Source organism: Mycobacterium sp. NGS61 (assembly GCF_059812325.1).
The window spans coordinates 47646-63318 of sequence record NZ_JCALCL010000015.1 but is presented as its reverse complement, the minus strand read 5'-3'; the positions used below and the strand labels follow the sequence as shown (position 1 = coordinate 63318).

General features: G+C 68.4%; 12 protein-coding genes. 4 read left to right on the top strand and 8 right to left on the bottom strand.

Annotated features, from left to right (window positions below; translation table 11 throughout):
• Positions 1–4 precede the first annotated feature (4 nt).
• The gene (locus AC5Y3Z_RS23245; RefSeq protein WP_473138912.1) at positions 5–1015 is read right to left on the bottom strand and encodes a MaoC family dehydratase; all 1011 of its coding nucleotides are present in this window, start codon (positions 1013–1015) and stop codon (positions 5–7) included.
• 95 nt (positions 1016–1110) lie between these two features.
• Between AC5Y3Z_RS23245 and AC5Y3Z_RS23240 the strand changes: the two genes are divergently transcribed.
• A complete protein-coding gene (locus AC5Y3Z_RS23240) occupies positions 1111–2238 on the top strand; it encodes an acyl-CoA dehydrogenase family protein (protein ID WP_473138949.1) in 1128 nt (375 codons plus the stop codon).
• Positions 2239–2247: 9 nt separating this feature from the next.
• Here the strand turns inward: AC5Y3Z_RS23240 and AC5Y3Z_RS23235 are convergent, their stop codons facing one another.
• The 6 genes from AC5Y3Z_RS23235 to AC5Y3Z_RS23210 form a co-directional block, all read right to left on the bottom strand.
• Complete coding sequence (locus AC5Y3Z_RS23235; protein WP_473138911.1) at positions 2248–3180, bottom strand: enoyl-CoA hydratase/isomerase family protein; 933 nt, start codon at positions 3178–3180, stop codon at positions 2248–2250.
• The gene (gene fadD4 / locus AC5Y3Z_RS23230) at positions 3177–4697 is read right to left on the bottom strand and encodes a fatty-acid--CoA ligase FadD4 (RefSeq protein WP_473138910.1); all 1521 of its coding nucleotides are present in this window, start codon (positions 4695–4697) and stop codon (positions 3177–3179) included. The genes AC5Y3Z_RS23235 and fadD4 overlap by 4 nt, the downstream gene beginning before the upstream one ends.
• Positions 4698–4720: 23 nt before the next feature.
• On the bottom strand, positions 4721–5947 hold the full coding sequence (locus tag AC5Y3Z_RS23225) for a calcium:cation antiporter family protein (RefSeq protein WP_473138909.1): 1227 nt from the start codon (positions 5945–5947) through the stop codon (positions 4721–4723).
• A 372-nt stretch (positions 5948–6319) separates the two neighbouring features.
• Entirely contained in the window at positions 6320–8143 is a 1824-nt protein-coding gene (locus AC5Y3Z_RS23220) for a phosphoenolpyruvate carboxykinase (GTP) (RefSeq protein WP_463827992.1), read from the bottom strand.
• Between the two features lie 167 nt (positions 8144–8310).
• A complete protein-coding gene (locus AC5Y3Z_RS23215; RefSeq protein WP_473138908.1) occupies positions 8311–9843 on the bottom strand; it encodes a hypothetical protein in 1533 nt (510 codons plus the stop codon).
• Positions 9840–10859, bottom strand: coding sequence for a hypothetical protein (locus AC5Y3Z_RS23210; protein ID WP_473138907.1), 1020 nt, complete (start codon positions 10857–10859; stop codon positions 9840–9842). Before AC5Y3Z_RS23210 ends, AC5Y3Z_RS23215 begins: the two co-directional genes overlap by 4 nt.
• Before the next feature lie 98 nt (positions 10860–10957).
• On the opposite strand from AC5Y3Z_RS23210, the gene trmB reads away from it, so the two are divergent.
• From trmB to mmpL3, 3 genes are all read left to right on the top strand, one after another.
• Complete coding sequence (gene trmB / locus AC5Y3Z_RS23205; protein ID WP_463827989.1) at positions 10958–11695, top strand: tRNA (guanosine(46)-N7)-methyltransferase TrmB; 738 nt, start codon at positions 10958–10960, stop codon at positions 11693–11695.
• Positions 11692–12435, top strand: coding sequence for an NYN domain-containing protein (locus AC5Y3Z_RS23200; protein ID WP_473138906.1), 744 nt, complete (start codon positions 11692–11694; stop codon positions 12433–12435). Before trmB ends, AC5Y3Z_RS23200 begins: the two co-directional genes overlap by 4 nt.
• 70 nt (positions 12436–12505) lie before the next feature.
• The gene (mmpL3, locus tag AC5Y3Z_RS23195) at positions 12506–15322 is read left to right on the top strand and encodes a trehalose monomycolate exporter MmpL3 (protein ID WP_463827987.1); all 2817 of its coding nucleotides are present in this window, start codon (positions 12506–12508) and stop codon (positions 15320–15322) included.
• 156 nt (positions 15323–15478) lie between these two features.
• On the opposite strand, the gene mymT is transcribed toward mmpL3, so the two are convergent.
• Positions 15479–15625, bottom strand: a complete 147-nt coding sequence (mymT, locus tag AC5Y3Z_RS23190) for a copper-binding metallothionein MymT (protein WP_246398338.1) — start codon at positions 15623–15625, stop codon at positions 15479–15481.
• Between the last annotated feature and the right edge of the window lie 48 nt (positions 15626–15673).

Below are 15673 nucleotides of genomic sequence, written 5' to 3'. Positions count from 1 at the left end.
CCAGTCAGAAGTGCAGCGCGCTGAACCGCCAGTCCAGCACGGGCCGGTCCGGCTCGTCGGGCGCGTCGCCAGCCGCATAGACCAGCGACCGCAACCGCAACACGCCGCCGTTCGGTGTCGCCGCAGCGGATTCGACGTGCAGTTCGCTGTACAGGGTGTCGCCCTCGCGCACCGGCCCGGTGTGGTCGCAGGACTCCCAGCCCAGCACCGTGACCAGATTCGGCAGCAACCGGTTGACTTGCGCGAAGGCCAGCGCGATGGTGTGTCCCCCGTACACCAGCCGCTGTCCGCCCACCCGCGAATCATGATGCACCGCAGCAATATTGAGGGTCAACCGGGCGAGTTCCGGCGCACCGGTGACCACGTCTGCGGTGCTGTGCAGCACCGCGCCGGCGATCGCCGGATCGAAATGCGGACCGGGCACCCGGCGCCGGTAGGCCGCCCCGTCCCAGGCCTCGGTGGGACTGACGGCCGGCACCACCGGCTCGGTACCGATCGCGGACAGGTCGTCGGCCCGGTCGGTGCCCTGCCAGCCCGGGCCGGCCGGCAGCATGGCGCAGCGGTAGAAGTCCAGCACCAGCTGGTCGGCCTGGTCGATGGTGGTCATCCGCAGCGTCGCCAGCCCGGTCGGCGCGCGTCCGGGCTTGGCGGCGTTGGCGCGCAGTCCGACCACTTCGGTGCGGGTGTAGAGGGTGTCACCGATCACCGGGAACCGGTGGAACGCCAGGCCGCGGTAGAACAGGTTGGCTTTGACGCGCTGAGTCGCCAGCGTCGACTGTCCGATCGCCACGTTGCACACCAGGCTCGGGTGCGCCAGGGCAGCCGGCGCCCCGGTCACCGCGGTGCACAGGGTGCCGTCCAGCGCCAGGCGCAGCCGGTCGCCCACGATGCCCTGATGGGCAGCGGCCAGGCCGGCCGTCAGCGTCACCGACGGCGCCCAGTCGAACACCTGGCCCACCGAAAGGTCGTCGAAGAAGGCTCCACCGGACCGGATGGCCGCATACCCGTATGTCACAACGCCTCATGCTGGCAGGCTGTGCACCCGAGGGTGCACGCGGGAGGGCGGTAACGGTGAGCAACGAACCCTACGACCTGGACGACGCGGAGGCGATGCTGGTCGCCACCGTGCGGGCCTTCGTGGACCGCGACGTGAAGCCGACGGTGCGCGAGGTCGAACACGCCAACACCTACCCGGAGGCGTGGATCGAACAGATGAAGCGAATCGGCATTTACGGCCTGGCCATCGACGAGGAGTACGGCGGATCACCGGTGTCGATGCCGTGTTATGTGCTGGTCACCCAGGAGTTGGCCCGGGGTTGGATGAGCCTGGCCGGCGCGATGGGCGGGCACACGGTGGTCGCCAAGCTGCTCACCCTGTTCGGCACCGCGGAGCAGAAGCGAAAGTACCTGCCGCCGATGGCAACCGGTGAGCTGCGGGCCACTATGGCGCTCACCGAACCTGGCGGTGGTTCCGATCTGCAGAACATCGCTACCACGGCGCTGCCGGACGGCGCCGACGAGTTGGTGGTCAATGGTGCCAAGACCTGGATCTCCAATGCCCGCCGGTCCGGCCTAGTCGCGTTGCTGGCCAAGACCGATCCGCGGGCCACACCGCGGCACCGGGGCATTTCGGTGCTGCTGGTCGAGCACGGGCCGGGCCTGACGGTGTCGCGCGACCTGCCCAAGTTGGGTTACAAAGGCGTGGAGTCGTGCGAACTGTCCTTCGACGGTTACCGCACGCCTGCCTCGGCAATATTGGGTGGCGTTGCGGGACAGGGCTTTTCCCAGATGATGAAAGGCCTGGAGACGGGTCGCATCCAGGTTGCCGCCCGCGCGCTGGGCGTGGCCACCGCCGCGCTGGACGACGCGCTCGCCTACGCCCAGCAACGCGAGAGTTTCGGCCGGCCCATCTGGAAACATCAGGCCGTCGGCAACTATCTGGCCGACATGGCGACCAAACTCACCGCCGCCCGGCAACTGACCCGCTACGCCGCCGAACGCTACGACAGCGGGCAGCGCTGTGACATGGAGGCGGGCATGGCGAAGTTGTTCGCCTCCGAAGTAGCCATGGAGATCGCGTTGAACGCGGTGCGGATCCACGGCGGTTACGGCTACTCCACCGAGTACGACGTGGAACGCTACTTCCGGGACGCGCCGCTGATGATCGTCGGCGAGGGAACCAACGAGATTCAGCGCAATGTGATTGCCGCGCAGCTGGTGGCCCGCGGCGGCCTCTGAGCGGCACCGCTACGCAGCCGCGAGCTCGTCCACCAGCCCCCACGCCAGGGCGGTTTCGGCGTCGATCGTCCGGCCGGAGAGCACCAGATACGCGGTGCGCCAGCGTCCGATGCGCCGTGTGACGCTCACCGTGCCGCCGGCGCCGGGGATCAACCCCAGGCTCAGCTCCGGCAGCCCGAACACCGAATCGCGCTGCGCCACCACCCATCCGCAGAACGCGGCCATCTCCAGACCGCTGCCCAGCACCTGTCCGTGCACCTGCGCGCGGCAGGCTCGCCCGAGCCGGCCGGTCAGCTCGTCGAGCACCAGCGCCGGGTTGTGCCGGGTGCGGGCCAGGTGCGCACCGGCCGGGTCGGCGAAGGTACCGAACTCGGCGAGGTCGCCGCCGCTGCAGAACGACGGACCGTTGCCGCCCAACATGATTCCGGTGACCGAGTCATCGAGCTGTGCAACGCTGAGCGCCTCGAGCAGGGCCGCCCGGGTGTCGGTGGAGAAGGCATTGTGCCGGGCGGGCCGGTTGAAGTCGATTCGCAGTATGTCGTCTTCGCGTTGCACCGCAACCGGATCGGCGCTGTCCGGCAGTCGCGCGGGACCGCGTTCGGCAAGCCAGCGCGCGAATTCCGGACCGGCCTGCAGCGTGGAATAGGCCAGCGATTCGGTCAGCAATCCGGCCGACGTCCCGGGTTGGACGCACCGCAACACATCGTCACAGATGGTGCTTGCGTGCGGCCAGCGCGCACAGCGCGCCGCCAGTTCGGCCAGCGTGTCGGCAACCGAGTCCACGGTGACCACCCGGCGATCGGGGCAGGGATGCTCGGTCAGGGTGAAAGTCGCTGCATCGAGCCAGTATTCGTTGTCAACCGACCCGTGGGCGACGATCACACCCGGCAGCGCCGCATCGTCCGGCAGGGGGGCGCTGCGCAGGTCGACGGCCCGCATCATGAATACTTGTCGACCAGCTGGTTCTTGTAGAGCTTGCCGGTGTCGGTACGCGGCAGTGTTGCCTCGAAAGCGATCGTTCGCGGACATTTGTAGTGCGCCAATCGATCTCGTAGCCAACCGAGCAGTTCGTCAGCGAACTCATCGGTGGCGTCGGCCGGATCGACGGTCTGCACGACCGCCATCACCCGCTGGCCCATCTCGTCGTCGGGAACCCCGAACACCGCCGCGTCCAACACCTTCGGATGAGTGACCAGCAGGTTCTCCGTCTCCTGCGGATAGATATTCACCCCACCGGAGATGATCATGTGGTGTCGCCGGTCGGTCAGGTAGAGGTAGCCCTCTTCGTCGAGGTAGCCGATGTCGCCGACGGTCATCCAGCCGTGTTTGTCGCGTGAGTCAGCGGTTTTCGACGGGTCGTTGAGGTACTCGAAGGAGTACCCGCCTTCGAAATAGATTTCGCCGGGGTGGCCGGGGGGCAGTTCGGCACCGTCTTCGCCGACGATGTGCAAGGCACCCATCATGGGTTTGCCCACCGAGCCGGGATGCGTCAGCCAGTCCTCGGCGGTGATCAACGTCGAACCGATCGCCTCCGAGGAAGCGTAGTACTCGTCGACGATCGGCCCCCACCAGTCGATCATCTGCTGCTTGATCTGCACCGGGCACGGCGCGGCGGCGTGCATCACCCGTTTCAGGCTGGACAGATCGTACGAGTTACGCACGGCCTCCGGCAGTTTCAGCATCCGGACGAACATCGCCGGCACGAACTGGCCGTGGGTCACCCGGTAACGCTCGATGGCGGCCAGCGTCTGCTCGGGATCGAACTTCTCCATCACCACGGTGGTCAGTCCGGCGCCCTGCACCGTCATCGACCACACCGAGGGGGCGGTGTGGTACAGCGGCGCCGGACTCAGATACACCGTGTCGGAGTCCATCCAGAACCCGACCAGCGCCGCCATCATGCCGGGCACCTCCGCCGGCGGCAGGTGCGGCAGTTCGCGTTTGATGCCTTTGGGCCGGCCGGTGGTACCCGAGGAGTACTGCAGCAGGTCTCCTTCGATCTCGTCGTCGATCGGTGAATCCGGTTGCTCTGCAACGCATTCCGGGTATCGCTGCCAGCCGTCCAGATCGGTGTCCGCGATCAGCAGCAGACCGGGGAGGCCGCCGGGCAGGTGGTCGCCGAGCCCGGCGCAGGTCTCCCGCAGCGCGGCGGAGCCGATGATGGCTTTGGCGTTGCTGTTGTCGACGATGTAGGCCGCCTCGGCGGCGGTCAGATGGGTGTTGATCGGCACGTAGTACAGCCCGCTGCGGCGCGCCGCCCACATCACCGCGTGCAGGTGTTCGTTGTTCTCCATCAGGATCGCCACCGCGTCGCCTTCGCGCAGCCCCGCCTGACGGAAGGCGTGCGCCAGCCGGTTGGCGCGCGCTTCGAGTTCGCCGAACGTCACCACCGTGCCCGACGGATGCAGGATGACGGCCGGTTTGCCGGGATGTGCCTGTGCGTGCGGACGAATCTGCATGGGCCGACTTTACGACCCGGCCGTCACGCCCTGGCGAACGGCGCTCGCAGCGTGGGAATCAACTGGCGCCGGTGCACGACCAGCCCAGCGACAGCCACTGCGGCGTAGACGCCGCTGAGCACCAACCGGCCTTCGGTTGACGGGACCGCGAATTGCACCAGGAACAGCGCCAGCAGTGCCCATGCCAGGCGTCGGTGGAAGCGCAGCGCCAGCAGCAACGCCACACCCATCAGGGTCTGCGTCACGGTCAGCAGCATCTCCTCGATCTGCCGGGCGTCCAGCACCAGCGCGGATCCGCCGCCGCCGGCCAGGTGGGCGATGGGCAGCGAGCCGACCAGCAGCGTCCACTGGTTGACTTTCGACGAGATCAGCGTCGCGATGGCCACCGTGCCTTTGCCGCGGGCCGCGAAGATGATCGCGATCACGAACTCCGGTGCTTCGGAAGCCAGCGGCGCCAGCCACTGCACCAGCAGGAACCGGTCGACCCCCAGATCGGTGCCGGCCCCGATCAGGCTCTCGGCGAACGGCTGCGCACAGGCCAGGATCACCATGGCGGCGAAGACGAAGATCGCGACCACACCACCGCGACGGGCGCGGTGCGGCAACGCGGCCAGGGCCGCGGCCGTCCCGATCAGCTCGGGCTCCTCGACCTCGCCGCGGCTGAGTTTGTAGAGGTAGAACCCGAACCAGGCCAGCAACGCCAGGCCGAGCGTGAGGGAGATGCGACCGGTCGCCGGCACGATCGCCGCGACCACGCCGGCGATCAGCAGGAAGCCGAGCTCGACCCGGTTTCCGCGCCCCAGGGTCAGGGCGGCCGCCTTGTGTCCGCTCACCCGGCGGGCCACCCAGAGCCCCAGCAGCACCACGACCGGCCAGCCCAGGCCCATCAGCAGCCGGTTGGATCCCGTCATGTTGGCCGCCGCGTACTGCGCGTACTCCGCGTGCGATCCGGACCGGTACGCGTAGTAGAGGTCGACGGCGTATTCCGGCAACACCGCGATCAGGGCGAGGACGGCGACGGCCAGCCCGCCGGAGACATCGACCTGCGCGGCTTCGGCTGCCCAGGCGAGCAGAAAGCTCGCCGCGACCACCGCCGCGCCGTAGATCACCAACGCGATGACCGGGGTCGGGTGCAGTCCGACGAAGCGGACCACCAGCGCCGGGGCGATGAACGCCAGGGTGAGGAGCAGCGAACGCAGCAGCGTGTCCGCGGGTGTCCGGGTCTTGCGGCGTTCGGCCAGCAGGGTCATGCGGGTGGTTCCTTCGGTTCGGCGGTTGGATGGCCTGGCCGAAGGTCTCGTTCGCCGGAAAACTCTCCGGTGGATGACCGGGCGCCCCTGAAAGCTGAAATCGCCAGTATGTCGACCATCCGCCGCCGCCGGCCGAGGCCGACGAACTGGAACTACTCCCCTTCGATGTCTTAGACGGTAACCCGGTTCTCAGCACATGGCAACTTAGCGAGGCTACGATTTTCGAACAAAGGGTCGCCTTATATCTGCTGATCAAGCCGCCATATCGATTAGTTCGGCCGCCCGAAACAATAAATATGGCAAACCACCATGGAAGCAAGAAAGCAAAAGCCCCGCCACAGGGGTGCGACGGGGCTTCGTGCCTTCAAGCGATCAGGCCTGCGACAAACGCTCCTTCAGGGCGTCGAACTCGTCCTTGACGCCCGTCGGCAGCTTCTCGCCGACGAACTCCAGCCACTCTTCGATCAGCGGCAGTTCCTCGCGCCACTCGTCGGCGTTGACCGCCAGGGCAGCCGCCACGTCACCGGCGTCGACGTCCAGACCGTCCAGGTCCAAGTCCTCAGCAGCCGGGACCGTGCCGATCGGGGTGGTCTTGCCACCCGCCGTGTGCTCGATCCGGTCCACGATCCACTTCAGCACCCGGCTGTTCTCGCCGAAGCCCGGCCACAGGAAGCGGCCGTCGTCGCCGCGGCGGAACCAGTTGACGAAGAAGATCTTCGGCAGCTTGGATTCGTCGGCGTTCTTGCCCAGATCGATCCAGTGCTGGAAGTAGTCGCCCACGTTGTAGCCCAGGAACGGCAGCATGGCCATCGGGTCGCGGCGCACGTTGCCGACCTTGCCCTCGGCGGCGGCGGTTTGCTCGCTGCCCAGGGTGGCGCCGATGAACACGCCGTGCTGCCAGTCGCGGGCTTCGGTGACCAGCGGCACCGTCGTCTTGCGGCGGCCGCCGAACAGGATGCCGGAGATCGGCACGCCCTGCGGGTCGTCCCACTCTGGCGCCAGGATCGGGCACTGCGACATCGGGGTGCAGTACCGGGAGTTGGGGTGCGCGGCCTTCTCGCCGTTGCCCGGCGTCCAGTCGCGGCCCTTCCAGTCGATCAGGTGCTGCGGGTCGCCTTCCAGGCCCTCCCACCACACGTCGCCGTCGTCGGTCAGCGCGACGTTGGTGAACACCGTGTTGCCGCCTTCGATGGTGCGCATGGCGTTCGGGTTGGAGTTCCAGTTGGTGCCCGGCGCCACGCCGAAGAAACCGAACTCGGGGTTGACGGCATACAGCCGGCCGTCCTTGCCGAACCGCATCCAGGCGATGTCGTCACCCAGGGTCTCGGCGCGCCAACCCGGGATGGTCGGCTGCAGCATGGCCAGGTTGGTCTTGCCGCACGCCGACGGGAACGCCGCGGCGAAGTAGTACGCCTTGTTCTCCGGGGAGATCAGCTTGAGGATCAGCATGTGCTCGGCCAGCCAGCCCTCGTCGTGGGCCATCGCCGACGCGATCCGCAGCGAGTAGCACTTCTTGCCCAGCAGCGCGTTGCCGCCGTAGCCCGAGCCGTAGCTCCAGATCTCGCGGGTCTCCGGGAAGTGGGTGATGTACTTCGTCTCGTTGCACGGCCACGGGACGTCCTTGGCGCCGTCTTCCAGCGGCGCACCCACCGAGTGCAGCGCCTTGACGAAGAAGCCGTCGTCGCCGATCTTCTCCAGCGCGGCGGTGCCCATCCGGGTCATGGTGCGCATGGAGACGACGACGTACTCGGAGTCGGTGATCTCCACACCCAGCTTGGGGTCCTCGGCGCCGAGCGGACCCATGCAGAACGGGACCACGTACATGGTGCGGCCGCGCATCGAACCGCGGTACAGGTCCTTCATCAGCGACCGCATTTCGGCCGGGTCTTTCCAGTTGTTGGTGGGGCCGGCGTCGACTTCGCGCTCCGAACAGATGAAGGTCCGGGACTCCACCCGGGCGACGTCGGACGGGTCCGACAGCGCCAGGAACGAGTTCGGGTGCTTGTCCGGGTTGAGCCGGGTGAACGTGCCCGCCTCGACCAGCTGGTCGGACAGCCGCTTGAACTCCTCGTCGGACCCGTCGGTGAACACCACCCGATCGGGCTGGGTCAGCTCGGCGACCTCCTCGACCCAGGACAGCAGCCCTTGATGGTTGGTGGGTGCGGTGTCCAGGCCGGGGATGGTCGCTGAGGTCATCGAACTCTCCTGAATTCTGCGGTTCGGTATTCGTCGGTTCCAGAGAGTGCGCGCTCGACACGCACACTTAACGCTTTCTTATACAGATTAACGCGCATCACTTGTCGGGTAAGTCCCAGGAGGGTATAAGCCTGCTCACAAGACCGATTCAGAAGATACCGGCCCGGTCAGTCGGAGTTACTATCCGGCTTCGGCCGCGACGGGCCCGCTGGGCCGGGCACGCGGGGACGCGAGCCATTGCGCGGCGCCACCGATTCGCCCAGTTCGGTCCGCACCGCGTCCAGCGCCGCCTGCACGGTCGGTTTCTCCCGGTCACGCGCCGCGGCGGCCCGGGCCGCGGCCAGCGCGTGTTCCCGCAACTCGCCGTCGATCACGCTGACCTGTTCGTTCACCCGGGCATTCTCGACTTCGTCGCGGGCGGCGGCAGCACTGGTCAGCAGCGATTCGCCGACCAGCACCCGACTGGACACCAGCTGCTCCAGCACCGACCGCAGCGACGACGCCGCCTCCCCCGCCCAGCGGTCCAGCGCGTTGCGATCGCCCAGCAACGCCCGGATGTGCACCACCCAGACGGTCATCGCCAATCCGAGCGCGACGCACGCCGCGACGCCGCCGGCCAGATAGGCCGGGTGCAGCCGCGGGGCCAGACCGGTCACCAGCCGGCTCAGCGTCAGCGCCACGCCGAGGCCGAACACCACGCCGAACACCATCATCAGCCGGGTCTCCAGCTGTCGCGCTTTGCGTTGCGCAGGCGGAATCGGGACCGGCGGCAGCTCGAGGGGCATTAACTCCAGCGGCAGGCCCGCCGTCCGCGCGATCTCGGCGAGATCGGCGTCGACGGCCGCGCCGACCTCGGCGACCACGTCCTCGAAGCGGTGCCGCGCGTCCTCCTCGACACCGGTCATCGCCCGGCGCGGCAGGCCCGCGATGTCCTCCTGCAACTCGGTGCGCACCGACGAACTGCGGGCGCGGGCCAGATACGACAGCTGCACGCGGGCCTGCTGCAGCTGACCGCGCAGCGTGATCATCCGCTCGGATTTCGTTTCCCGGCGTTGCCGCAACACCGCGCTGCGCTCGTCGCGCAACGAATCGACGCGGGCCCGGCGCCCGGCGCCGTCGGCGTCCCGGTCGAAGCGCTGGGCAGCCTTCTGCAACCGGGACTCCCACGCCCGCAACCGATTTCGGCGGGTAACGTCGGGATCAGCCAGCTGCGCGCGGACCGTCGCGATCAGTTCGTCGACGTGCGGCTCGCCCACATCGGGCACCGCGGCCACCCCTATCCAGGGCACCCGGGCATAGCGCCGCGCGTGCCGGGTCAGCTTCTTCGCGTTCGCGGCCAGCACGTCGCGCCACGCATAGTGCACGTCGATCTTGGTGACCACCGCCACCACCACGTCGGTGTTCTCGGCGGCGGCATCGAGCAGCGTGCAGTCGGACTCGGTCACCGGGGCCGCCGCCGACACCACGAAGACCACCGCCCTGGGCGCGGCGCCGGGCGCCAGCTCCGCGGATTCGACGAAGGTGTGCTCGGGCAGCCGCTCGCGTAGTGCGGTGGCCACCCCGGTCACCCCGGCCAGCCAGGGACCGGTCACCAGCACCACGTCGCGACGGTTGACCACCGGTGCATCCAGATTCGACCCGATGGACGTCACCAGGGCGTCGACGTCGGCGACCGGATCGTCGCGTGCCGCGCCGGTCATCGCGACTCCCGGGGCACCGCGCCGCCGCTGCGCGACCACAGCCGAAGCGAGCCTCTGGCGATGTCCGCCGCGCACGCACCGTGCGGCCCAGCGCGGTGCCGTTGCCAGTGCACCGCCCGCGCCAGCGGCGCCTCCGGGCCGGCAGCCTGGCCGGCGGCGGTGACAACGTCCAGGGCGGCCGCCATCCGGGCGATCACCGTCTCGTCGCGGGTCAGAAAGTCCCCCACGGCCGGGTCGGAAACGGCCAGCGCCTCCAGTTCGGTGACCGCGTCCAGCACCCGCCGGTACCGCACCGCGGCGCCGGCGCTCAGCAGCCGCTCGAGCACCGCGTCCACTCCGCTGACCCGGCGCCACAGCGCCCGCACCTGCGCCGCACCGGCGCCCTGCCGCAGCGCCGCCACGCCCAGCGCGATCCCGAACAGGTCCAACACCCGCAGCAACTGCGTTCGCACCGCGACCGGCACGGGCAGCTGTGCTCCCAGGAACCCGTCGAAGGACCCGTCCAGGCAGCTGAGGCCACCGGGATGGGCGGCCAGCGTCCGTAACGCCGCCCAGCACCGGGTGTCCAGGTCGTCCAGCGCCGCGACGGCGAGCAGCCCGCACATCGGCAACACCGGCACTCCGACGTGGTCGGCCAGCCGGTCGCAACGCGCTTCCACCCGGGCGTCCCCGGCCAGGCGCAGCACGTCGGCCTTGGTCAGCACCACCAGCGCCGGGCTCGTTCGGTCCTCGGGTTTGACGACGTCGGCGATCACCTGAACCACCAGGTCCGCGCTGCGTCCGGCCGCTACCACCGAGATGCCCGACGCCCGGTCCAGCGCACGTGCCACCGTGCGGGCCCCGACACCCGGGCGGCCGCGGACGGCTACCCGCAACGGCGCGCCGGCCTGCTCGGCGAGCGCCCTGATCCGCTGGTCAGTGGCCTGCCGCGCGTACCGCGTCAGCTCGTCGACGAAAATGTGCGGCTCCTGTCCCCTGCTTTTCCCGCTCCTCGCGATCCCACCGAATGGTGGCATCCCCGTCGCCGGCCCGCGAGCCAGGTGTCCCCGCTGTTACCAGCCGAAGGCAACTGTTGGGTATCAATCTGGACCAGAGGCGGCTACACCTATCGATCATGAGCCACCATGGACAAATGCACGCGCAACCCAGGGTGGGGCTACGGCCCGACACGCCCTGGGGCTATCTCCCGCCCACGAGTTTCCGGTCGCGGCGGTCGGCCCTGTCCCACGCCCAGCGCGAAACCTGGGAGCGGCGCTGGCCGGAGTTGGGCCGGCAGGCCGACGAGCCGCTGGACATCCGCTCCTGGTTCGGCCGGGACGCGCCGCTGGTGCTCGAAATCGGGTGCGGCAGCGGGACATCGACGCTGGCGATGGCGCAAGCCGAGCCCGACATCGACGTGATCGCGGTGGAGATCTATCGCCGCGGCCTGGCCCAGCTGCTGTGCGCGATCGACGATGCCGGCGTCGAGAACATCCGGCTGATCCGCGGAAACGGCGTCGACGTGCTCAAAGACCTGATCGCCCCGGCATCGCTGACCGGCGTGCGGGTCTTTTTCCCGGACCCGTGGCCCAAGGCCCGCCACCACAAGCGGCGCCTGCTTCAGCCGGGCACGGTTGCTCTGATCGCGGACCGGTTACTCCCCGGTGGTGTCCTGCATGTCGCGACGGATCACCCTGGCTACGCCGAGCACATCGCCGCCCTCGCTCCCGCACCGCACCTCGTCCGCGTCGACCCCGGCTCCGAATACCTGCCGATCTCCGTGGTTCGGCCCATGACCAAGTACGAGACGAAGGCCCAGGAAGCGGGCAGCAGCGTCTGCGAGTTCGTATGGAAGAAGCCCGAAATCAGATGAGCCTCAGCGAAGACGTCGGCACCGCCGCGTCGGAAACCCTGGACCGCCCGATGCTGGCGGCGGGAGATCTGGCGCAGGAAGGGTTGGCCGGCTTCACCGACCCCACCCCACAGCGGGTCCAGCGGGTGCTGCTGGTGTGGGACGCGCCCAACCTCGACATGGGTCTGGGTTCCATCCTGGGCCGTCGGCCGACCGGGGTGGAACGGCCCCGGTTCGACGCGCTGGGCCGCTGGCTGCTGGCCCGCACCGCCGACGTCTCGGCGCAGACACCCGATGTCCGGGTCGTCCCCGAGGCGACCGTGTTCACCAACATCGCACCCGGCAGCGCCGAGGTGGTCCGGCCCTGGGTGGACGCGCTGCGCAACGTCGGATTCGCCGTCTTCGCCAAACCCAAGATCGACGAAGACAGCGACGTCGACCGCGACATGCTGGAGCACATCGAGCTGCGCTACCGCGAAGGACTCGCGGCGCTGATGGTGGCCTCCGCCGACGGCCAGGCCTTTCGGTTACCGCTCGAGGAGGTGGCGCGCGGCGGAACCCCTGTTCACGTGCTTGGATTTCGTGAACACGCTAGTTGGGCGCTAGCGTCGGATAGCTTGGAGTTCGTCGACCTGGAGGACATCGCAGGTGTGTTCCGGGAGCCACTGCCGCGGATCGGCCTGGATTCGCTACCCGAGCAGGGAGCATGGTTGCAGCCGTTCCGGCCGCTGTCCTCGCTGTTGACCTCGCGTGTGACGTGATGAGGGTCTGACAATAAAAGAGCAGTGCACAGCAATGCGCGGGTCGCTACAGATCCAGTAAGGAGCTTAAGTGTTCGCCTGGTGGGGTCGAACTGTGTACCGATTGCGCTACATCGTAATCGGGGTCACGGTCGCGTTGTGCCTGGGCGGCGGCATTTTCGGGCTCAGCCTCGGCAAGCACGTCACGCAGAGTGGTTTCTACGACGACGGCAGCCAGTCGGTCAAGGCGTCGATCCTTGGTGACAAGGTCTACGGCCGCGACCGGACCGGACACATCGTCGCGATCTTCAAGGCTCCGGACGGCAAGACGGTCAACGACCCGGCCTGGTCGAAGAAGATCACCGACGAGCTGAACAAGTTCGTCGCCGACCATCCCAAAGAGGTGTTCGGCTGGGCCGGGTATCTGCGCTCCCCGGACAACACCAGCCCGGTCATCAAGGGCATGGCCACCGACGACAAGCACTACACCTTCGTGTCGATCCCGCTGAACGGCGACGACGACGACACCATCCTGACCAATTACAAGACCATCGAACCCGCGCTGCAGAAACTCGACGGCGGCACCGTCCAGTTGGCCGGCCTGCAACCGATCGCCAGCGCCCTGACCGGCACCATCGCCACCGACCAGCGGCGCATGGAAGTGCTGGCGCTACCCCTGGTCGCGGTGGTGTTGTTCCTGGTGTTCGGTGGCGCCGTCGCGGCGTGCCTGCCGGTGATGGTCGGCGGTCTGAGCATCGCCGGCTCGCTGGGCATCCTGCGGTTGATCGCGATGTTCGGGCCGGTGCACTTCTTCGCCCAACCGGTGGTCTCGCTGATCGGTCTGGGTATCGCAGTGGACTACGGGCTGTTCGTGGTGAGCCGCTTCCGCGAGGAGATCGCCGAGGGCTACGACACCGAGACCGCGGTGCGCCGCACCGTGATGACGGCCGGGCGGACAGTGGTGTTCTCGGCGGTGCTCATCGCCGCCTCAGGCGCCAGCCTGCTGTTGTTGCCGCAGGGCTTCGTGAAGTCGCTGACCTATGCCCTGATCACGGCGGTCACCCTGGCCGCGATCCTGTCCATCACGCTGCTGCCGGCCTGCCTGGGTGTGCTGGGCAAGCACGTCGACGCCCTGGGGGTGCGGACCGCGTTCCGGGTGCCGTTCCTGCGCAACTGGAAGGTGTCGCGGGCCTACCTGAACTGGCTGGCCGACCGGCTGCAGAAGACCAAGACGCGTGAGGAGGTCGAGGCCGGCTTCTGGGGCAAGCTGACGAACTTCGTGATGAAACGCCCGCTGGCCTTCGCCATCCCGATCGTGGTCGGGATGATCCTGCTGATCATCCCGCTGGGCAATATGTCACTGGGCGGCATGAGCGAGAAGTACCTGCCGCCGAACAACGCGGCGCGCCAGGCCCAGGAGCACTTCGACCAACTCTTCCCCGGCTACCGCACCAACCCGCTGACGTTGGTGATCCAGTCGGAGAACCATCAGCCGGTCACCGACCAGCAGGTCGCCGACATCCGCGCCAAGGCCATGTCGATCAGCGGTTTCATCGAGCAGGACAACAACCCGGCCAACATGTGGCAGGAACGCCCGCAGGCGCCGGGCGGCACCAAGGACCCGTCGGTGCGGGTGCTGCAGAACGCCCTGACCAATCCGGCCGATTCGGCCCGGAAGCTGGGCGAGCTGCGGTCGATCACCCCACCCAAGGGCATCGACATCTACGTCGGCGGCACACCCGCGCTGGAGCAGGATTCGATCCACAGCCTGGTGGACCGGGCGCCGCTGATGGTGATCGTGCTGATCACCACCACCATGCTGTTGATGTTCCTGGCGTTCGGTTCGGTGGTGCTGCCGATCAAGGCCGCGGTGATGAGCGTGCTGACGCTCGGTTCCACCATGGGCATCCTGACTTGGATCTTCATCGACGGGCACGGCGCCGGTCTGCTCAATTTCACGCCCACCCCGCTGATGGTGGTGATCATCGCGCTGGTGGTCGCTGTCGGTTACGGCCTGGCCACCGACTATGAGGTGTTCCTGGTGTCCCGCATGGTCGAGGCCCGGGAGAACGGCATGTCCACCCAGGAGTCGATCCGGATCGGCACCGCCACCACCGGGCGGTTGATCACCGCGGCCGCGTTGGTTCTCGCCGTGGTGGCCGGGTCGTTCGTGTTCTCCGACCTGGTGATGATGAAGTACCTGGCGTTCGGGTTGATGGCGGCGTTGTTGTTGGACGCGACCGTGGTCCGGATGTTCCTGGTGCCCTCGGTGATGAAGCTGCTCGGCGACGACTGCTGGTGGGCGCCGCGCTGGATGCGCCGCCTGCAGACCCGCATCGGTTTGGGTGAGATCCAGCTGCCCGACGAGCGCAAGCGACCCCCTAACGCCGGTCGCGGCCCACGGCCGCCGGTGACGGCCGGCCTGGTGGCTGCGACGCCGCGGGCCCCGCACGACCCCACCCATCCGGCGCCGTTGCCCCGGCCCGCGCGTCCGGAGCTGACGTCCGACGGGCCGGCCTCCACGAGCAGTCCGCAGGTCCCGGTCCGGTCCGGGCAGACCGCAGGCCAGCCGCAGAACACGCGGAACGGCCCCGCCCCGACCCCCCGGGGGCCGGCACCCAAGAACGCGGCGCCGAAGAATGCCGCGCCGAAACCGCCGACCCCGTCGACCGGTGCGACCAACAAGATGCCCATCGCGGGTAGCCGGCCCGACGCGCCGGAGGATTCGGACAAGACCGCTGCCATACCCGCACAGCGGCCCGACGCCGACGCCGAGACGGCCACCGAGAAGCTCAACGCCCGCGGCATCCAGGACGACGATGCGGTGGACGGGCGCCAGCGTCGCCGCGGCGGCGGGGGCGGATTGTCGGCCCAGGATCTGCTGCGCCGCGAAGGCCGCCGGATCTAGCCGTTCGATTCTCCGGTCGTTCGCCGAGCGTCCGCAGAATGCCGCTCACACCGGCGTTTTGACGCACCTGTGAGGACGCTCGGCGCCTTACACGTGTTGACCGGGCGCACGTTCGGGTGCGCAGGGGCGACCCGAACGCACGCCCGGAAGTGGTGACTACTGCACCGGCACCAGCGCTTCGCCGCACGTGCAGCGATACGGCTCGGTGGCCCCGGAGCAGTGGCACGGGACCTCGACGCGAACGCGACAACCGCAACCCTCGTGGCCGCAGGTCAGCTCGGTTCCAGCTTCGTGAGTTGTCATTCGATATCACCTCATCTTCGGGACATAAACGGAGGGGGAACCTCCGCC